The organism is Methylobacterium sp. BE186 (genome assembly GCF_031457035.1).
Classification (GTDB): Bacteria; Pseudomonadota; Alphaproteobacteria; order Rhizobiales; family Beijerinckiaceae; genus Methylobacterium; species Methylobacterium segetis.
In genome coordinates this window covers 13,097-32,892 of sequence record NZ_JAVDVV010000033.1, presented here as the reverse complement: position 1 = coordinate 32,892, position 19,796 = coordinate 13,097, and the positions used below count along the sequence as shown (strand labels likewise).

General features: G+C 70.8%; 17 protein-coding genes. 16 read left to right on the top strand and 1 reads right to left on the bottom strand.

The features are described 5' to 3' along the window. The first annotated feature begins 65 nt into the window (after window positions 1–65). From J2X36_RS23885 to J2X36_RS23830, 12 genes are all read left to right on the top strand, one after another. Window positions 66–1,232 carry an FtsW/RodA/SpoVE family cell cycle protein gene (locus J2X36_RS23885; protein ID WP_132252585.1) on the top strand — a complete coding sequence of 389 codons (1,167 nt, stop codon included), beginning with the start codon at window positions 66–68 and terminating at the stop codon, window positions 1,230–1,232. Next, window positions 1,229–2,338, top strand: coding sequence for an undecaprenyldiphospho-muramoylpentapeptide beta-N-acetylglucosaminyltransferase (gene murG / locus J2X36_RS23880; RefSeq protein ID WP_132252587.1), 1,110 nt, complete (start codon window positions 1,229–1,231; stop codon window positions 2,336–2,338). The genes J2X36_RS23885 and murG overlap by 4 nt, the downstream gene beginning before the upstream one ends. A gap of 48 nt (window positions 2,339–2,386) precedes the next feature. After that, window positions 2,387–3,793, top strand: a complete 1,407-nt coding sequence (gene murC, locus J2X36_RS23875) for a UDP-N-acetylmuramate--L-alanine ligase (protein WP_132252590.1) — start codon at window positions 2,387–2,389, stop codon at window positions 3,791–3,793. A 204-nt stretch (window positions 3,794–3,997) separates the two neighbouring features. After that, window positions 3,998–4,918: a UDP-N-acetylmuramate dehydrogenase gene (gene murB, locus J2X36_RS23870; RefSeq protein ID WP_310354395.1), complete on the top strand. Its 921-nt coding sequence runs from the start codon at window positions 3,998–4,000 to the stop codon at window positions 4,916–4,918. Between the two features lie 62 nt (window positions 4,919–4,980). Continuing rightward, on the top strand, window positions 4,981–5,904 hold the full coding sequence (locus tag J2X36_RS23865; RefSeq protein ID WP_310354393.1) for a D-alanine--D-alanine ligase: 924 nt from the start codon (window positions 4,981–4,983) through the stop codon (window positions 5,902–5,904). After that, complete coding sequence (locus J2X36_RS23860) at window positions 5,871–6,806, top strand: cell division protein FtsQ/DivIB (RefSeq protein ID WP_310354392.1); 936 nt, start codon at window positions 5,871–5,873, stop codon at window positions 6,804–6,806. The genes J2X36_RS23865 and J2X36_RS23860 overlap by 34 nt, the downstream gene beginning before the upstream one ends. Before the next feature lie 59 nt (window positions 6,807–6,865). Beyond that, on the top strand, window positions 6,866–8,188 hold the full coding sequence (ftsA, locus tag J2X36_RS23855) for a cell division protein FtsA (RefSeq protein WP_132252599.1): 1,323 nt from the start codon (window positions 6,866–6,868) through the stop codon (window positions 8,186–8,188). A 104-nt stretch (window positions 8,189–8,292) separates the two neighbouring features. Continuing rightward, the gene (gene ftsZ / locus J2X36_RS23850) at window positions 8,293–10,074 is read left to right on the top strand and encodes a cell division protein FtsZ (protein WP_132252601.1); all 1,782 of its coding nucleotides are present in this window, start codon (window positions 8,293–8,295) and stop codon (window positions 10,072–10,074) included. Between the two features lie 843 nt (window positions 10,075–10,917). Further along, complete coding sequence (lpxC, locus tag J2X36_RS23845) at window positions 10,918–11,865, top strand: UDP-3-O-acyl-N-acetylglucosamine deacetylase (protein WP_310354390.1); 948 nt, start codon at window positions 10,918–10,920, stop codon at window positions 11,863–11,865. A 222-nt stretch (window positions 11,866–12,087) separates the two neighbouring features. Beyond that, entirely contained in the window at window positions 12,088–12,966 is an 879-nt protein-coding gene (locus J2X36_RS23840) for an outer membrane protein assembly factor BamD (RefSeq protein WP_310354388.1), read from the top strand. 139 nt (window positions 12,967–13,105) lie between these two features. After that, the gene (gene recN / locus J2X36_RS23835; protein ID WP_310354386.1) at window positions 13,106–14,779 is read left to right on the top strand and encodes a DNA repair protein RecN; all 1,674 of its coding nucleotides are present in this window, start codon (window positions 13,106–13,108) and stop codon (window positions 14,777–14,779) included. Window positions 14,780–14,988: 209 nt separating this feature from the next. Further along, window positions 14,989–15,201: a hypothetical protein gene (locus J2X36_RS23830; protein WP_132252611.1), complete on the top strand. Its 213-nt coding sequence runs from the start codon at window positions 14,989–14,991 to the stop codon at window positions 15,199–15,201. 4 nt (window positions 15,202–15,205) lie between these two features. Here J2X36_RS23830 and J2X36_RS23825 read toward each other — a convergent pair whose 3' ends face one another. Next, window positions 15,206–15,502: a hypothetical protein gene (locus J2X36_RS23825; protein WP_405029846.1), complete on the bottom strand. Its 297-nt coding sequence runs from the start codon at window positions 15,500–15,502 to the stop codon at window positions 15,206–15,208. A 342-nt stretch (window positions 15,503–15,844) separates the two neighbouring features. On the opposite strand from J2X36_RS23825, the gene pstS reads away from it, so the two are divergent. From pstS to pstB, 4 genes are all read left to right on the top strand, one after another. Further along, complete coding sequence (pstS, locus tag J2X36_RS23820; RefSeq protein ID WP_310354383.1) at window positions 15,845–16,885, top strand: phosphate ABC transporter substrate-binding protein PstS; 1,041 nt, start codon at window positions 15,845–15,847, stop codon at window positions 16,883–16,885. Between the two features lie 106 nt (window positions 16,886–16,991). Beyond that, window positions 16,992–17,969 carry a phosphate ABC transporter permease subunit PstC gene (gene pstC, locus J2X36_RS23815; protein WP_310354381.1) on the top strand — a complete coding sequence of 326 codons (978 nt, stop codon included), beginning with the start codon at window positions 16,992–16,994 and terminating at the stop codon, window positions 17,967–17,969. Between the two features lie 11 nt (window positions 17,970–17,980). After that, on the top strand, window positions 17,981–18,883 hold the full coding sequence (pstA, locus tag J2X36_RS23810; protein WP_310354379.1) for a phosphate ABC transporter permease PstA: 903 nt from the start codon (window positions 17,981–17,983) through the stop codon (window positions 18,881–18,883). A 52-nt stretch (window positions 18,884–18,935) separates the two neighbouring features. Then, the gene (pstB, locus tag J2X36_RS23805; RefSeq protein WP_132252620.1) at window positions 18,936–19,751 is read left to right on the top strand and encodes a phosphate ABC transporter ATP-binding protein PstB; all 816 of its coding nucleotides are present in this window, start codon (window positions 18,936–18,938) and stop codon (window positions 19,749–19,751) included. Window positions 19,752–19,796 lie beyond the last annotated feature (45 nt).

Below are 19,796 nucleotides of genomic sequence, written 5' to 3'. Positions count from 1 at the left end.
CAGGATCGCCGCCGGCTGTCGGACGCCTCCCCCGGGCGTCCCCCGGACGGAGCACGCCGCTTGCCATGATGTCCCGCGCGGAACGCACGCCCCTGACCGACTGGTGGTGGACCGTGGACCGCGGCCTGCTCGCCGCGCTCGGTGCCCTGATGGTGGCGGGCCTCGTCTTCCTGATGGGCGGCGGCCCGCCGGTGGCCGAGCGCATCGGCCTGCCGACCTTCTACTTCCTGAACCGCCAGGCGCTCTACCTCGCGCCCACCATCCTCCTCATCGTCGCGGTCTCGTTCCTGTCCCTGCGCCACGTCCGCCGGATCGCCCTCGTGACCTGGCTTCTGGGCGTCGTCCTGTGCGTGCTCGCCGGCAAGTTCGGCCCTGAGATCAAGGGCGCGCACCGCTGGATCCAGTTCGGCTCCTTCGGCCTGCAGCCCTCGGAATTCGTGAAGCCCGCCTTCGTGGTGGTGGCGGCCTGGGCGTTCTCGGAGGGCGCGCAGCGCCGCGACATGCCCGGCGGCTTCCTCGCCATCCTGCTCCTGCCCATCACCATCGTGCCGCTGATCCTGCAGCCCGATTTCGGGCAGACCATGCTGATCACGATCGTCTGGTGCGCCCTGTTCTTCGTGGCCGGCCTGCACTGGTTCTGGGTGGCGGGACTCGGCGCCCTCGGCCTCATCGGCGTCTTCACCGCCTACACGTTCCTGCACCACGTGCGCGAGCGCATCACCCGCTTCCTCGACAAGGATTCGGGCGACAGCTTCCAGGAATTCTGGTCGCGCGAATCGTTCCGCTCCGGCGGCTGGTTCGGCACCGGGCCGGGGGAGGGGGTGGCCAAGCGCCACCTGCCCGACGCACATACGGACTTCATCTTCTCCGTCACCGGCGAGGAGTTCGGCGTGCTGGTCTGTCTCGGTCTCGTGGCCCTCTTCGCCTTCATCGTGATGCGCGGCCTCAAGCTCGCGCGGCGCACCGACGACACCTTCACGCGCCTCGCCATCACGGGCCTGACCACCCTGTTCGGCCTGCAGGCCTGCATCAACATGGCGGTGAACACGCGCCTGATGCCCGCCAAGGGCATGACGCTGCCCTTCGTCTCCTACGGCGGCTCGTCGCTGATCTCGCTCGCGCTCGGCATGGGCTTCCTCATCGCGCTGACCCGCAAGCGCCCCCGCATGACCATGCTCAGCCAGAAGCCGCCCGGCACCGCGCCCGCCACCGTCGCGGGAGTGATGCGGTGACGGTCTTCCAGGCGACGATCCTCCTCTGCGCCGGCGGCACGGGGGGGCATCTCTTCCCGGCCGAGAGCCTCGCGCACGCCCTGCGCGACCGGGGCCTGCGCGTCGCGCTCGCCACGGACGCGCGGGTCGATTCGATCGCGCAGGACTTCCCGGCCTCCGAGATCGTCACGATTCCCTCGGCCACGCCCTCGGGGCGCTCGCTGGTGCGCCGCGCCGGCGCACTCCTCACCCTCGGGCGCGGCTTCGGGGAGGCGGCCCGCCAGATCCGGCGCATCAACCCGGCCGTCGTCGTGGGCTTCGGCGGCTACCCGACCGTGCCGCCGATGCTGGCCGCGCAGATCCTGCGCGTGCCGACCGTGCTCCACGAGCAGAACGCCGTGATGGGCCGGGCCAACGCCTTCCTGGCCCGTGGCGCCCGCACCCTCTGCACGGGCTTTGCCGAGGTGCGCGGCGTGCCGGACAAGGCGCGGGCGCCCCGCATCCACACCGGCAATCCGCTGCGCCCGGCCGTGATCGAGGCGGCCGGGATCGCCTACCCGCCGCTCGGCCCCGGCGACGACCTGCGCCTCCTCGTCTTCGGGGGCAGCCAGGGTGCCCGCGTGATGGGCGAGGTGGTGCCCAAGGCCGTCGCGCAGCTGCCCGCGGACCTGCGCGCGCGCCTCGTCCTAGTCCAGCAGGCCCGGCCCGAGGACCTGACGGCGGTCCAGAACGAGTATCTCGCGATGGGCCTGCGCGGCATCGAGGCCGCGCCCTTCTTCCGCGACCTTCCAGGGCGGATGGCGGGAAGCCACCTCGTCGTCGCGCGCTCCGGCGCCTCGACGGTGTCCGAACTCGCCGCGATCGGCCGGCCCGCGATCCTGGTGCCCCTGCCCGGCGCCCTCGACCAGGACCAGGCGGCCAATGCCGCGACCCTCGCTCGCATCGACGCGGCGCTGGCGATTCCGCAGAGCGCCTTCACCCCCGACCGGCTCACGGCCGAGCTCGTCGACCTCTTCGGAAATCCCGAAAAATTGACCCGGGCGGCCGCAGCGGCCAAAAGCGCGGGCATTCACGACGCCGCCGAGCGTCTCGCCGCGGTCGTCCTCGAGACGGCTTCCCGCACCTGACAATCCCGATTCTGCGCTCACCGCGCCCGAACGGAACGGTTCTGAACCATGAAGCTGCCCGACAAGCTCGGACCCATCCACTTCATCGGCATCGGCGGCATCGGCATGTCCGGCATCGCCGAGGTGATGCACAACCTCGGCTACACGGTGCAGGGGTCGGACGCGAACGACAACGCCAACGTCCGGCGCCTCTCCGAGAAGGGCATGCGCACCTTCGTGGGCCACGCGGCCGAGAACGTCGAGGAGGCGGCCCTCGTCGTCGTCTCGACCGCGATCCGCCGCGACAACCCGGAATTGGTGGCCGCCCGCGAGCGCCGCCTGCCCGTGGTGCGCCGCGCCGAGATGCTGGCCGAGCTGATGCGCTTCAAGTCCTGCGTGGCGATCGCGGGCACCCACGGCAAGACGACGACGACCTCCCTCGTCGCGACGCTGCTCGATGCCGGCAACCTCGACCCGACGGTGATCAACGGCGGCATCATCAACGCCTACGGCACCAACGCCCGCATGGGCGAGGGCGAGTGGATGGTGGTGGAGGCCGACGAATCGGACGGCACCTTCCTGAAGCTGCCGGCGGACGTCGCCATCGTCACCAACATCGACCCCGAGCACCTCGACCATTTCGGCTCGTTCGACGCGGTGAAGGACGCCTTCCGGCGCTTCATCGACAACATCCCCTTCTACGGCTTCGCCGTGATGTGCATCGACCACCCGATCGTGCAGGACCTCGTCGGGCACATCGAGGACCGGCGCATCATCACCTATGGCGAGAACCCGCAGGCCGACGTGCGCCTCATCGACGTGGATCTCCGCGGCGGCCAGAGCCGCTTCCGGGTGATGATCCGCGACCGGCGCCCCGGCTTCCGGATGGAGATGGAGGACCTCGTTCTGCCGATGCCCGGCAAGCACAACGCGCTGAACGCGACCGCCGCGCTCGCCGTCGCGCACGAGCTCGGCGTCTCGGCGGAGGCGATCCGCAACGCGCTCGCGGGATTCGGCGGCGTCAAGCGGCGCTTCACCCGCACGGGCGAGTGGAACGGCGCGCAGATCTTCGACGATTACGGGCACCATCCGGTGGAGATCAAGGCGGTGCTGAAGGCCGCCCGCGCCTCGACGGACGGATGCGTCATCGCCGTGGTGCAGCCCCACCGCTACACCCGCCTGCAGACGCTGTTCGACGATTTCTGCACCTGCTTCAACGACGCCGACACCGTCATCGTCGCCCCCGTCTACGCGGCGGGCGAGCAGCCGATCGAGGGCATCGACCGGGACAGCCTCGTGGCGGGCCTGAAGTCGCGCGGGCACCGGGACGCGGTGGCGCTGGAGCGCTCGGAGGATCTGGCCGGCATCGTCGCGGGCCACGCCAAGCCCGGCGATTACGTGGTGTGCCTGGGTGCGGGCAACATCACGCAATGGGCCTACGCCCTTCCGGGAGAGCTCGCGAGCCTGAAGGGGTGAGGGCGGCTCAGGCGGCTGCGCGCTCGGGCACGATCTCCGCGATCGCGGCGCCGCGTGCCCGAGCCGGCCGCCGGTGGAGATGGACCGCCGGCTCGGGCTGCGTGCCGCCGCGCGGGTGAGGACGATCCCTCTCGCCATGCCGCCCCCGTCCCGCTATCGCGGCATCACTCCGGCGGCCTGCCCCCGCCTCTAGCGAACGCCAGCATGACATTCCCCGACCTGATCGATGACATTCGCGCCAGAGCGCCCCAGCTCCGCGGCCGGCTCCTGGCGAACCAGCCGCTCTCCGACCTGACGTGGTTCCGCGTCGGCGGCCCGGCGCAGGTGCTGTTCACCCCCGCCGACGAGGAGGATCTCGCCCAGCTCCTCGCCGCCCTCGATCCGGACGTGCCGGTGACCGTGATCGGCCTCGGCTCGAACCTCATCGTGCGCGACGGCGGCGTGCCGGGCGTGGTGGTGCGCCTCGGCGGCAAGGCCTTCGGCAGCGTCGAGATCGACGGCGAGAGCCTGCGCGCCGGCACCGCCGTGCCGGACATGCGGCTCGCCAAGGCCGCGGCCGAGGCCGGGCTCGACGGGTTGGCCTTCTTCCGCGGCATCCCGGGCTCGGTCGGCGGAGCGCTCCGCATGAACGCGGGCGCCCACGGCGGCGAGACCACCGACGTCCTCGTCGAGGCGCGGGGCGTCGACCGGCGCGGCGCTCTGCGCACCTTCACCCACGCGGAGATGGGCTTCGCCTACCGGCATTCGTCCGCGCCGGACGACGTCATCTTCACGAGCGCGCTGTTCAGGGGCCGGCCCGGCGACCGCACGGCGATCGAGGCGGAGATGGAGCGCGTCACCGCCGCCCGCGAGGCCGCCCAGCCGATTCGCGAGCGCACCGGCGGCTCGACCTTCAAGAACCCGCCGGGGGGCAAGGCGTGGCAGCTCGTCGACGCGGCCGGCTGCCGGGGCCTGACGATCGGGGGCGCCCAGGTCTCCGAGATGCACTGCAACTTCCTGATCAACCGGGGCGGCGCCAGCGCGGCCGATATCGAGGGCCTCGGCGAGGAGGTCCGCCGGCGCGTGCGCGAGACTGCCGGAATCGAGCTGCACTGGGAGATCAAGCGGATCGGCATCGCGGCCTGATCGGGATCGCTGCCGTCGACGCCCTCCCAACGTCCCATCCTCCCCAACCCACGAGGCCGCCCATGTCCAAGCACGTCGCCGTCCTGATGGGCGGATGGTCCTCCGAGCGAGAGATCTCGCTGCGCTCCGGCACCGCCTGCGCCCGCGCCCTGGAGGAGCAGGGCTACCGCGTCACCCCCGTCGATGTCGGACCCGACGTCGCGACCGTGCTGACGGAGCTCAGGCCGGATGTCGCCTTCAACGCGCTGCACGGCCCGGCCGGCGAGGACGGCACCATCCAGGGCCTCCTGGAGCTCCTGAAGATCCCCTACACCCATTCGGGCGTGCTCGCCTCGGCGCTCGCCATGCACAAGGAGCGTGCCAAAACGATCATGCACGCGGCCGGAGTCAGCGTGCCGGAGGGCCGCGTCGTTAACCGTCATGATGCAGCCAGAGCACACCCGTTAACCCCTCCCTACGTCGTCAAGCCGATCGCGGAAGGCTCCTCGATGGGGGTCATCATCGTGCGCGACGGGCGCTCTCACCCGCCTCAGGAACTCGGCCGCGAGGACTGGACGTACGGGGAGCAAGTCCTTGCGGAGACTTACGTTGCGGGCCGCGAGCTGACCTGCGCGGTGATGGGCGACCGGGCCCTCGGGGTGATCGAGATCAAGCCCGCCTCGGGGGAGTGGTACGACTTCGACGCGAAGTACGCCGCGGGGGGGTCGATCCACGTGCTGCCGGCAGAAATTAAACCAAATGTTTACCAGCGTGTCCAAGAGTTGGCGTTAACGGCGCATCAAGCACTGGGCTGCCGGGGCGTCAGCCGTGCCGACCTTCGTTACGACGATACACCGGGAGGAACCGGTGCCCTCGTCGTGCTGGAGGTCAACACGCAACCCGGCATGACCCAGACGAGCCTTGTGCCGGAGATCGCAGCCCATGCTGGCTTGAGTTTCGGTGAGCTCGTCCAATGGATGGTGGAGGACGCTTCTCTGGGCCGCTGAGCCCCGCCGGGTACCCCGGTGACGGCGGCCTGCGCGCGCGCCTCGCGGCCCGGCTGCCCCGGTTCCTCCGCCGCAGCCGCCGCCTGCGGCCCGTGGCCCCGATCGCCGAGCGCCTGCCGCCCTACGCCGGCACGCTCGGCCTCTCCGCCGCCTTCGCCCTGGTCGCCGTCTCGGGCTTCGTGGCGAGCGGGCGTTACGACGCCTTCGTCGCCGAGCACGGCCGCCCCCTCGACATCGCCGCGCGGCTCGCCGGTTTCGGCGTCGAGCGCGTGACGATCTCCGGCATCTCCCGCATGTACGAGCGCGAGGTGCTGCAGGCCGCCGGCATCGACGGGCGCTCCTCCGTCGTCTTCCTCGACGTGACCGACGTGCGCGAGCGCCTGATGCGGGTGCCGCTCATCGCCAGCGCCTCCGTGCGCAAGCTCTACCCGAACGAGATCGTCATCAACCAGGTGGAGCGCGAGCCCGCCGCCCTCTGGCAGAAGAACGGCGAGCTCAGCGTCATCGCCGCCGACGGCACCGTGATCGACACGATGCGGGACGACCGCTACGCGAGCCTGCCCCTCGTGGTGGGTGACGAGGCCAACACGCGGCTCGGCGAGTATCTCGGCCTGATCGCCGCCGCGGGCGCTCTCGGCGAGCGCGTCAAGGCCGGCACCTTCGTCTCCGGCCGCCGCTGGACCCTGAAGCTCGACGGCGTCGACGTGCGCCTGCCCGAGCGCGGGGCGGCCGAGGCGCTCGCCCGGCTGGTCAAGCTCGAGCGCGAGGCGAAGATCCTGGAGAAGGACATCATCGCGGTCGACCTGCGCATGCCGGACCGCGTCGTGGTGCGCCTGACCGAGGAGGCCGCCGCCGCCCGGGCCGAGAGCCAGAAGAAGCCGAAGAAGGGGACGGCGACATGAGCGCTGCCGTCATCCGCCCCTCCGCGCCCGTCCCCGTCTCCTTCGTCCGGTAGCGTTCGATGCACAGCCACCACGGCCTCACGCCGAGACTGAAGCCGCTCTCCGCCCGCCGGAGCGCGACGCTGTCGGTCCTCGACATCGGAACGAGCAAGGTCGTCTGCCTCATCGCCGAGCTGCAGCCGGCCGAGGCGCTGACGACCCTCAAGGGCCGCACGCACCTCGCCCGCATCATCGGCATCGGCCACCAGCGCTCGCTCGGCCTCAAGGGCGGCGTCATCGTCGATCTGGAGAAGGCCGAGAACTCGATCCGGCACGCGGTCCAGGCCGCCGAGCGGATGGCCAAGGTCGAGGTCCAGTCGGTCATCGTCAACATGTCGGGCGGCCGCCTCGGCTCCCAGCATTTCGAGGCACGGGTCGGCGTCCGCACCGGCACCGTCACGGGCTCGGACGTCGAGCGCGTCCTCGAGACCGCGAGCGCCCACGCGGTGAGCCCCGGCCGCGCCGTGCTGCACGCCCTGCCGACCGGCTACGCGCTGGACGGACAGGGCGCCGTGATCGATCCCTCGGGCATGATCGGCGACGCCCTCGGCGTCGACCTTCACGTCGTCACCAGCGAGGCGGCGGCCGCCCGCAACCTGATGCTCGCCGTCGAGCATTGCCATCTCGGCGTCGAGGCGGTGATCGCCACCCCCTACGCCGCCGGCCTCTCGGCCCTCGTCGACGACGAGGCGGAGATGGGCGTGGCCGTCGTGGACATGGGCGGCGGCACCACCAGCGTCGGCGTGTTCTCGGGCGGCCACCTCGTCCATTGCGACGCGATCGCGGTGGGCGGCCACCACGTCACGATGGACATCGCCCGCGGGCTCTCGACGCGGGTCGCCGCGGCCGAGCGCCTCAAGACCCTCTACGGCTCGGCCATCGCCACGCCGTCCGACGAGCGCGACATGATCGCGGTCCACGGCGTCGGCGAGGACGAGGCCGACGCGCCGACCCACGTGCCGCGCTCCCACCTCGTGCGGATCATCCGGCCGCGGGTGGAGGAGGTGGTCGAGCTGGTCCGCGACCGCCTGCGCAATGCCGGCTTCGCCGAGCAGGCGGGCCGCCGCGTCGTGCTCACGGGCGGCGCCAGCCAGCTCGTCGGCCTGCCCGAGGTCACCCGCCGGGTGATGCAGGGGCAGGTCCGGATCGGCCGGCCGCTCGGCATCCGCGGCCTGCCGGAGGCGGCCAAGGGTCCCGCCTTCTCGGCGGCGGTCGGGCTCCTCGTCTACCCGCAGGTCGCGCATGCGGAGCATTTCGAGCCGCGCGGTGCCGGCTTCTTCGCGGGCACGGGAACGGACGGATACTTTGACCGGCTCATCGACTGGATCGGCCGGAGCTTCTGAGGTGAGGCGCGGCGGGCGAGACGCTCCGCCGCGGCATCGGACACGAATCGGCGCCCCCGCCGGGACGCCCTAGCACATCGCGAAACACGAGAGGGTCGAGCATCATGGCCATCAGTCTCCAGGCGCCGGACATCCGGGAACTCAAGCCCCGCATCACCGTCTTCGGTGTCGGCGGAGCCGGCGGCAACGCCGTCAACAACATGATCGAGTCGGGGCTCCTCGGCTGCGAGTTCGTCGTGGCCAACACCGACGCGCAGGCGCTGACCTCGTCGAAGGCCGAGCGCGTCATCCAGATGGGCATCGGCGTCACGCAGGGCCTCGGCGCCGGCTCGCACCCCGAAGTCGGATCGGCGGCGGCGGAAGAGGTGATCGACGAGATCCGCGACCAGCTCTCCGGCGCCCACATGTGCTTCATCACCGCCGGCATGGGCGGCGGCACCGGCACCGGCGCGGCCCCGGTCATCGCCCGGGCGGCCCGCGACATGGGGATCCTGACGGTCGGCGTCGTGACGAAGCCGTTCCAGTTCGAGGGCATCCGCCGCATGCGCACGGCCGAGGCCGGCATCCAGGAGCTGCAAGCGGCGGTCGATACCCTGATCGTGATCCCGAACCAGAACCTGTTCCGGGTCGCCAACGAGAAGACCACCTTCGCCGACGCCTTCGCCATGGCCGATCAGGTGCTCTACTCGGGTGTCGCCTGCATCACCGACCTGATGGTGAAGGAGGGCCTGATCAACCTCGACTTCGCCGACGTGCGCGCGATCATGCGCGGCATGGGCAAGGCCATGATGGGCACCGGCGAGGCCTCCGGCGAGAAGCGCGCCAACCGCGCCGCGGAAGCCGCCATCGCCAACCCGCTCCTCGACGACGTCTCGATGAAGGGCGCCCGCGGCCTCCTGATCTCGATCACCGGCGGCAACGACCTCACCCTGTACGAGCTCGACGAGGCGGCCACCCGCATCCGCGAGGAGGTCGACCAGGACGCCAACATCATCCTCGGCGCCACCTTCGACGAGAGCCTCGACGGCATCATCCGCGTCTCGGTTGTCGCCACCGGCATCGAGCCCCTGCTGATCTCCGCGAACTCACCGAACAATCCCGAGATCGTGCAGACCGAGCAGCGCATCGCCGAGGTCGCCGAGCGGCTGCGGGCCGAGGCCCGCGCGCGCGCCGCGCACCCCGCCGCCGCACCCCGCGCGGCCGAGCCGGCGCCGCAGATGATGACCCAGAGCCCGCTCCAGGCGGCCCCCGCGCCGAGCCCGGTCATGCCGGTGCGCCCCGCCGCACCCGAATCGATGATCGCCGGATCCGACCTGCGGTCCGAGATCCCGGCCCATGTCGTGCGCGACGACGTCGTGCTGACCCAGTCCCAGCCCCGCGTCGCGGTGCCCTACGCCGCCCCGCCCGCCCCCCAGGTCGAGCCCGCCGCCCCCGTCGCCGCGGGACCCTACGTGCCGCCGCGCCCGGCCGCCCCGGCGAATGCCGCGGCCCCGCTCGCCCGCCCGCCGCGCATGCCGCAGATCCACGAACTGCCCCCGATCGGTCAGGCTCAGATCCGCATGAGCCGCGGCGAGGAGCCGGTGGAGGCCCCGGCCGATTCGAAGCGCATGACGCTGCTGCGCCGCCTCGCCACGGTCGGCTTCGGCGGCCGCCGGGACGAGCCCGAGGCCGCTCCGGCCCCTGCCCGGGCTCCCGCCCCGGCCCCGCAGCAGGCCGCCCTGCCGCCGGCGGCCCCGCCGGCACCCCGCGCTCCCGCGGCGCCGGCCTACCGCCCGGCTCAGGGCAGTCTCGACCCCCAGGGTCGCGTCGCCCCGGCCCAGCGGATGATCGACGACGATCAGCTCGAGATCCCGGCCTTCCTCCGCCGTCAGGCGAACGGGGCCTGAGCCGGGACCCGAGAGGCGAACGCCGTCCCGCTCGTCGGGGCGGCGGATTCTCTAAATGCCGCTGATGCGTGCCGGGCCGCGGAGATCGGTCGTATTGCCCGCCCGCGTTCGTCGTGGGCGGCGATGACGCAGGAAGCGTCGCTGCGGCCCAGTCGCTGCCCTGCCCAAACTCCCTCGCGACCGGGCCACGCCGGCCCGATGCGGGGGCGGCCGTCTCGGACAAGGCCGGGATCGGATCGTTTGGAACCGCAGGGGTGAGACCCGCGGAGCGCATGCCTCCCCTGGCGGGCGAGGAACGCGACGCCGATCCTCGGCATCCTCCCGCCTTCATGGATGGATCGGGTCAGGGCGCCCTCCGCCCGGACCCCGTGCCCCTCACCGCACCCGTTCACACTTCGTCCGAAGGCGCGCGAACCGGGGAAACCGCGTGTCGCCCGCCCCGGCCGCCGAGCCTCCGCCCCTGGATCGCGGGATGCCCGCGAACCGTCCCCGATGCCTGGAAAGCGCTCACTCCGCGGGGCGTGCGCCGGGCGGCCGGGATCGGTCTGCGGTTTTTCTGCAACAGTGAAATCGATACAACCGGCCAGCGTTAACTAATTGTTAACACATTGATCAAGAACAGCTTTTGGATTCGCGTCCGAGGCGGTCGGTTGTAACAGAGCGTAAGAATCCGTGATTTGGCCGGGCTTGGGGGCACGGCTATAGACGATTTCGGAACGACAAAAGCGCGGCGGTCTCGCCGCCCGCGCACGCAGGGGCACCAAGCAGCGGACGGATCAGAGAGGGGCTTCGCGCGCGTCTATTCGGCGCCGGAGCGGCCCGATCGCGGCCGAGGGCTAAGGAATGCGAACGAACCAACAAACGACCCTCAAAGCTCCGACGACGCTGTCCGGTATCGGCGTCCATTCCGGGAATCCGGCGCAGATCACGATCCGCCCCGCGCCCGCCAATCACGGAGTCGCCTTCCTCCGGACCGGGATGCCCACCGGCAACGACCGGTTCATCAAAGCCCACCACGCCTGCGTCTCCGCCACCGAACTCTGCACCGTCATCGGCGACGTCGCGAGCGGCGCGGTCGCCACCGTCGAGCACCTGATGTCCGCCCTCTACGGGCTCGGGATCGACAACGCGCTGATCGAGATCGACGGGCCCGAGATGCCCATCCTCGACGGCAGCGCCCTTCCCTTCGTCCGCGCCATCGACGGCGTCGGCCTCACGGCCTGCGGGGCGCCCCGCAAATGGGTCAAGGTGCTGCGCCCCGTCCGCATCGAGGTCGGCCGCGCCTTCGCCGAACTCCGCCCCATCGACCGGGGCTTCCGCCTCGACGTCGAGATCGATTTCGAGAGCCCGGTGATCGGCCGCAGCCGCAAGGCCATGGACCTCACCCCGGCCTCCTACCGCCGCGAGATCGCGGGCGCCCGGACCTTCGGCATGATGAAGGACGTGGAGCGCTACTGGAAGGCGGGCTTCGCGCTCGGCGCCTCCCTCGAGAACACGGTCGCCATCGGCGAGACCGCGGTGGTGAACCCGGAAGGCCTGCGCTTCGCCGACGAGTTCGTCCGCCACAAGTTCCTCGACGCGGTGGGCGACCTCGCGCTCGCCGGCTTGCCGCTCCAGGGGGCCTACCGCTCCTATTGCGGTGGCCATCGCATGAATGTCGGCGTCCTCACCGCCCTCTTCTCCGACCGCGCCAACTACGCGATCGTCGAGGCGCAGGGCGGCCGCCGCGAGAGCGCTCTCGCCGAGTTCGGCGTCGGCCTCGGGATCGCCGCCTTCGCGGGCGAGCTGTAACCCTCAAGACACACCCTGCATCCGATCGCGGCGGCGGCTCGGCCGCCGTTTTCACGCCCGAATTGGACGCCAGGGTGAATCGTCTGTGAAGAGCGGGCTGCAGGGGAGGCGACGGTGCTTTGTGCCGTGGCATGGTCCCATCCGCCGGATCGACACTCGTGATGGCTTGGCGGCGCGAGGCTCTCGCAGAACGAGCCGCGCCTGTTGGGGAATGAACCGCAAATGCCTGTCACCTATCCGAACCGCGGTGCGCTGGCGGCCGTGCTCCTGAGCGTCCTCGGCCTCGGACTCGGCGGCTGCGACGCGCTCGATTCGATCAATCCGTTCGCCGAGAAGTACAAGCCGGAGGTCATTCCGGATGTCCCCGCGGACAAGCTCTACAGCGAGGGCTTGGCCAAGATGGAGGACAGCGACTACGAGGGTGCGGTCAAGAAGTTCGGCGACCTCGACAAGCAGTATTCCTACTCGGACTGGTCGCGCAAAGCGCTGCTGATGACGGCCTACGCGAATTACGAGGGCCAGAAGTACGACGACGCGATCAACGCCTCGAAGCGCTACCTGCAGCGGCACCCGGCGAGCAAGGACGCGGCCTACGCCCAGTATCTGATGGCGATGTCGCAGTACAAGCAGATCCCGGACGTGACCCGAGACCAGGACCGTTCGGAGAAGGCGCTCGTCGCCCTTCAGGAACTGGTCCAGCGCTACCCGACCTCGGAATACGCCAGCGACGCCAAGGCCAAGATCCAGATCACCCGCGACCAGCTCGCCGGCAAGGAGATGGAGGTGGGCCGCTACTACCTGCAGCGGCGCAATTTCCCGGCTGCGATCAACCGCTTCCGCGACGTGATCAGCAAGTACCAGACGACCCGCCACACGGAGGAGGCGCTGGAGCGCCTCGTCGAGGCCTACATGGCGCTCGGCATCACGCAGGAGGCGCAGAACGCCGCGGCCGTGCTCGGGCACAACTTCCCCGATTCGCCCTGGTACAAGGACGCGCACGCGCTCCTGCAGAACGGCGGCCTGGAGCCCCGCGAGGAGAAGAGCTCCTGGTTGAGCCGCGCCTTCTCCTCGGTCACCGGCCGCACCGCCGCCATCCAGTGAGCGGGCGCTAGCCCGGATGCGACGCGCGGGCGAGGCCGGCCGATGCCGCCTCGCCCGCGCTGCATTTTAGGCGTGCGCTCCGCCGCGCTTGGCCTTACATGACGGCCTTCCAGAGTGACGACAGGGCTTCCGACGCGGCATGCTCGTGCAGCTTGCGATCCGCGACATCGTTCTGATCGACAAGCTTGAGCTGAACTTCCGCGAAGGGCTGAGCGTCCTGACCGGGGAGACCGGCGCGGGCAAGTCGATCCTTCTCGACGCCTTCGCCCTGGCGCTCGGCGGGCGCGGCGACGGGCGCCTCGTCCGGCATGGCGAGGGCCAGGGCAGCGTCACCGCGGTCTTCGATGCGCCCCTCGACCACCCGGCCCGCGCCATCGCCGCGGAGGCCGAGATCGACACCGAGGGCGACCTGATCCTGCGCCGCACGCAGATGGCGGACGGGCGCACCCGCGCCTTCGTCAACGATCAGGCGGTCGGCGTGCAGGTTCTGAGGGCGATCGGCGCGGCCCTCGTCGAGATCCACGGCCAGCACGACGACCGGGCCCTGGCCGATCCCGGCACGCACCGCGCCATCCTCGACGCCTTCGGCGGGCTGCAGAAGCCGCTCGCGGCGGTCGGCGAGCAGGCGAAGCGGGTGCGGGCCGCCCGCTCGGCTCTCTCCGAGAAGCGGGCCCGCGTCGAGGCCGCGCGCAAGGAGGCCGACTTCCTGCGCCACGCGGTGGACGAACTCGCCACCCTCGACCCGCAGCCCGGCGAGGAGGCCACCCTGGCCGAGCGCCGCACCGTGATGCAGCAGAGCGAGAAGGTCGCGCGCGAATTGAACGACGCGCTGGAGGCGGTCGGCGGCCCGAATTCCGGCAGCGCCCACCTCTCCTCGGCCGTGCGCAAGCTGGAGCGGCGGGCCGCGCAGCTTCCCGCCCTCGTCGAGCCCTGCGTCGCCGCCCTCGACGCGGCGCTCACAGCCCTGGACGAGGCGCGCAGCGTCCTCGACGCGGCGCTGTCCGAGACCGAGTTCGACCCCCGCGAGCTCGAGCGCGTGGAGGAGCGGCTGTTCGCCCTGCGCGCCGCCTCCCGCAAGTACGACGTCGCCGCCGACGATCTCGCGGCGCTGCGCGAGCGCTACGAGGCCGACGTGGCGGCGATCGATGCGGGGGAGGAGGCGCTTGCCGGCCTGCAGCAGGATCTCGATGCGGCCGAGGCCGCCTATGCCCGGGCGGCGGAGAAGCTGAGCGAGGGGCGCAGGCGCGCGGCCAAGGCCCTCGATGCGGCCGTGAAGGCGGAGCTGCCCCCGCTCAAGCTCGAGCGGGCGCGCTTCATCACGGAGATCGTCACCGACCCCGAGTCGCGGGACGCCGCCGGCAGCGACCGGGTCGAGTTCTGGGCGCAGACGAACCCGGGCACGCGGCCGGGCCCGATGATGAAGGTGGCCTCGGGGGGCGAACTCTCCCGCTTCATGCTGGCGCTGAAGGTGGTGCTCGCCGACAAGGGCTCCGCGCCGACCCTCATCTTCGACGAGATCGACACCGGCGTCGGCGGCGCGGTCGCGGACGCGATCGGCGCGCGGCTCGCCAGATTGTCGCGCAACGTCCAGGTCGTGGCCGTCACGCACGCCCCGCAGGTGGCGGCTCGGGCGCAGACGCATTTCCTCATCGCCAAGGATCCCGTGAAGGGCAGCGACCGGGTCGCGACGCGGGTCGCGACGCTGCCGGTCGAGGCGCGGAGGGAGGAGATCGCCCGCATGCTGGCCGGGGCCACCGTCACGGACGAGGCCCGCGCCGCCGCGGCGCGCCTTCTCCAAGGTGCGGATGCCTGAGGCGCGCGAACGCGCGAGATGCGACGCAGTTGCGCAGGGTATTCGGAGTTTGTCGGGTCGTTCACTCGGGGCCGCACCGGAGCCCGTTCGACTTCGCACTGTCCGACAACTTGGCTGTAATGATTTGTTAACCATCCCGCGCGAGATTCACCGCGCGCTTCCGGTGAAGGTGCGGAAAGCGACATTTCTGTCTCAAGGGGGGAGAGACGATGTGCGAGGACATCGCCCAGTCCGATAGCTTCTCTGCGGAGAATTGCGGTGCCGTGCCGGCGCTGAGCGTCGATACCGCCTATCGCCTCGGCCACGCGCTCCGCACGATCTACGAGGACAGCGTCGATCGGCAGCCGATCCCCGATTCGCAGATCGACCTGCTGCTGCGCCTGCGCCACAAGGAGCGGGACCGCCAGCGGATGGCGGGCTGAGGCCTCACCACTGCCGGGCGCCGGGTCGGCGCCGGTACTCCGCCGCGCGGATCAGGGTGAGCACCTGATCGAGATCCCGCAGCAAACCTCCCTCATCGGCCTTCGCCCGGTTCGCCTCCGCGGCGTCGGGCGCGCAGCGCAGGCGCACCTGCACGAGCGCGAGATTCCGCTCCAGCGCCTCGCGACGCCTGTGGAGGTCCAGGAAGGCCGCTTCGCCGGGATCGGTCCGGCCCCGATCCCCTGGCCCTGAATCCGTCTGGCCCGCAGGCTCCACGGACATATCGTTGTCCACGCTCGGCATTGGTCTCGTCCGGCCTCATGCCGCCGCTGACGATGCGCGGCAGTGCCGAGACGAGAACGCGCGAGCCGCCCAAACCGTGCCATGCGGGTCGGCTTATCCCGTCCGCCCTCCCGCGGGCGCGAGGGGCCCGAGACCCGAATATTGCGGCGCACTGCGTAAGCGGTGCAGGGACTTGCAGCCGCCCGGCTGTTGTCATCGCCCTGTCATGTCCCCGTCATAGAGGCGGCATCGTCGGGCGGCTATCGCAGCCCCGGCCGCTGTCGCGGCCGACCGCGCGATGCCGCGGCGCCCGGAATCCGGCGCGCCGCGGTCCAGAGCGCCCGGCAGCAAACGGAGACGCACGTGAAACCCTTCAGCTACGCGCTCGCCCTCGGCCTCGCGACGATCCAGCTCGCCCTCCCGGCGGCTGCCGCGGACATCACCGGTGCCGGGGCCACCTTCCCCTTCCCGGTCTACTCGAAATGGGCCGAGGCCTACCGCAAGGAGACCGGCACCGGACTGAACTACCAGTCGATCGGCTCCGGCGGCGGCATCAAGCAGATCCAGGCCAGGACCGTCGATTTCGGCGCCACCGACGCGCCGCTCAAGGGCGCGGCCCTCGAGAAGGACGGCCTCGTCCAGTTCCCGACCGTGATGGGCGGCGTCGTCACCGTGGTGAACATCGCGGGCGTGGAGCCCGGCAAGCTCAAGCTCACGGGCGAGGTCGTCGCCGACATCTACGCCGGCAAGATCACCAAGTGGTCCGATCCGAAGATCGCGGCCCTCAACGAGGGCGTGAAGCTGCCCGAGGCGACGATCACCCCGGTCTACCGCTCGGACGCCTCCGGCACGACGAACATCTTCACCACCTACCTGTCCCAGGTCTCCGAGCCCTGGAAGAAGGAGTTCGGCGCGGCCACGACGATCTCCTGGCCGGCCGGCCAGGGCGGCAAGGGCAACGAGGGCGTCACCGCCACCGTCAAGCAGGTCCCGAACGCCATCGGCTACGTCGAATCGGCCTACGCCAAGCAGAACAAGCTCAGCCACACGCTGATCCAGAACAAGGCCGGCAGGTTCCCGCAGCCGGACGACAAGGCGTTCCAGGCCGCCGCCGCCAGCGCCGATTGGAAGGCCGCCCCGGGCTTCGGCATCTCGCTCACGAACCAGGCGGGCGAGGGCGCGTGGCCGATCACGGCCGCGACCTTCATCCTCGTCTACAAGGAGCCGGCTGACGCCGCGAAGTCGACGGACGTGCTCAAGTTCTTCGACTGGGCCTACAAGAACGGCGACCGGCTCGCGACCGAGCTCGACTACGTGCCCCTGCCCGACGCCGTCGTCGGCCTGATCCACGAGGAGTGGAAGCAGATCAAGGGCAAGGACGGGAAGCCCGTCTTCAACATGTGAGGCCGGCCGCCGCTCCCCTCCCCGCACGGGGAGGGGAGAGCCCCGCCGCTCCGCTCGCATCCGACACCGCCGCGCGCTAAACGCCTCGAACCGACGAGAATTGCGGATGGCCTCCTTGACCGAACAGATCGCGCTGGCGCGCTCCGATGCGGGAATCGTGCGCAGGCCCCCGAGCAAGGGTCTCGACGGCCTGTTCCGCGCCGCCGCCTACGGCTCCGCCCTCGTCGTCCTCCTCGTCCTCGCCGGCATCCTCGGCTCGATCGCCTATGGCGGCTGGCCGGCCTTCCGCGAATTCGGGCCCGGCTTCGTCACCTCGACCGCCTGGAACATCGGCACCGAGCAGTTCGGCGCCTGGGTCGCGATCGTCGGCACCCTCGCCTCGGCCCTGATCGCGCTTCTGATCGGCGTGCCCCTCTCGCTCGCCATCGCCGTCTACCTGACGCAGCTCTGCCCCGGATGGGCGCGCAAGCCCGTCGCCATGACGATCGAGCTCCTCGCCGCGGTGCCGAGCATCATCTACGGCATGTGGGGGCTGTTCATCTTCGCGCCGCTCTTCGCACGCTTCGTGCAGGTGCCGGTCTCGAACCTCGTCGAGGGCCTGCCCATCGTCGGCACGCTGCTCTACGCCCGCGTTCCCTCCGGCGTCGGCATCCTGACGGCGGGCATCATCCTCGCCATCATGATCGTGCCCTTCGTGGCCTCGATCACCCGCGACATGCTCGACCAGATCCCGACCATCCTGCGGGAGAGCGCCTACGGGATCGGCTGCACCACCTGGGAGGTGGTGCGCCACGTGCTCGTCCCGCAGGCCTCGGTCTCGATCATCGGCGCCATCATGCTCGGGCTCGGCCGGGCGCTCGGCGAGACCATGGCGGTCACCTTCGTGATCGGCAACGCCAACCGTCTCTCCGCCTCGATCTTCGATCCGGGCTCGACCATCGCGTCCCGCATCGCCAACGAGTTCAACGAGGCGGACGGGATGCAGCTCAACGCGCTGATGGCGCTCGGCTGCATCCTCTTCGTGATCACCTTCATCGTGCTCATCGTCGCGCGCCTGCTCGTGCGCCGCGTCAAGGTCGCCTGAGGAGGCCGCCGATGGATGCCGTCAACCCCTTGACCGAAGCCGCGCCACGGGGCGGTGCGCCCATCGGGAGCCGGGTGCGCCCGAGCCGCCGTCTGGCGGACCGGACTCTGAGGACCGCCTGCCTGCTGGCGACCATCATCGGCGCCGTGGTGCTCGGCTCGATCCTGCTGATGCTCATCGTCGAGGGCCTGCGCGGCTTCTCCGCGACGCTCCTGACCCAGCCGACGCCGGGTCCGGGCTCCGAGGGCGGCGGCATCGCCAACGCGGTGCTCGGCAGCCTCATCCTCACCTTGATCGGCATCGTGGTGGCGACCCCGATCGGCGTGATGGCGGGGACCTACCTCGCCGAGTACGGCCGCGGCTCGAAGCTCGCCGACCTGATCCGCTTCCTCAACGACGTCCTGCTCTCGGCCCCCTCGATCCTGATCGGCCTGTTCGTCTACACGCTGATGGTGCGGCCGATGGGGACCTATTCGGGCTGGGCCGGCGGCGTGGCGCTCGCCATCATCGCGACGCCGGTCATCGTGCGCACCACCGAGGACATGCTGCGCCTCGTGCCCGGCACGCTGCGCGAGGCCGGCGCCGCGCTCGGCGCACCGACCTCACGGGTGATCATGAGCGTGACGTGGCGCGCCGCCTCCGCCGGCATCGTCACGGGCGTGATCCTGGCCCTCGCCCGCATCGCCGGCGAGACGGCGCCGCTCCTGTTCACGGCGCTCAACAACAATTCCTGGTTCAACGCCAACCTGATGGGCGGCGTCGCGAACCTGCCGGTGATGATCTACCAATTCGCCCTCTCGCCCTACCCGAACTGGCAGAGCCTCGCCTGGGCGGGCGCCCTCCTGATCACGATGGCCATCCTGGCCCTCTCCGTGGTGGCGCGCCTCGTCATCAAGACCGAGCGGGCGCGCTGAGCGCCCGCCTTCACGCTTCCCGGCCGACCGGCCTTCCGAAGGAATCCCTCCGATGAGCGCCTCCCCCGCCGTCAGCGCGCCGCTCAGCGGCCGCAGCCAGGCCAACGCGAGCGCGCCCGTGCGCATCGCCGTGAAGAACCTCGACTTCTACTACGGCACGTTCCACGGCCTGAAGAACATCAACCTCAACTTCCATGACCGGCAGGTCACCGCCCTGATCGGGCCTTCGGGCTGCGGGAAGTCGACGCTGCTGCGCACCTTCAACCGGATCTACAGCCTCTACCCGGAGCAGCGCGCGGACGGCGAGATCCTCCTCGACGGGCAGAACATCCTCGACCCGAAGGTCGACCTCAACGAGCTGCGTGCCCGGGTCGGCATGGTGTTCCAGAAGCCGACGCCCTTCCCGATGTCGATCTACGACAACGTCGCCTTCGGGCTGCGCCTCTACGAGCGCCTGCCGAAGGCCGACCTCGACCTGCGCGTCGAGGAGAGCCTGCGCAAGGCGGCGCTCTGGGACGAGGTGAAGGACAAGCTGAAGCAATCCGGCATGGGCCTCTCGGGCGGCCAGCAGCAGCGCCTCTGCATCGCCCGCACGGTGGCGCAGCGCCCGGAGGTGATCCTGTTCGACGAGCCGACCTCGGCGCTGGACCCGATCTCGACGGGGCGGATCGAGGAGCTGATCGAGCAGCTGCGCGACGAGTTCACGATCGCCATCGTCACGCACAACATGCAGCAGGCGGCCCGCATCTCGCAGTTCACCGCCTTCATGTATCTCGGCGAACTCGTCGAGTTCGGCCCGACGACCCGGATCTTCATGAACCCGGAGAAGCGGCAGACGCAGGATTACATCACCGGCCGCTTCGGCTGAGCCGGCCCGTCACCCGCTCTCCCGTTCCCGCGCCCGACCCGAGGA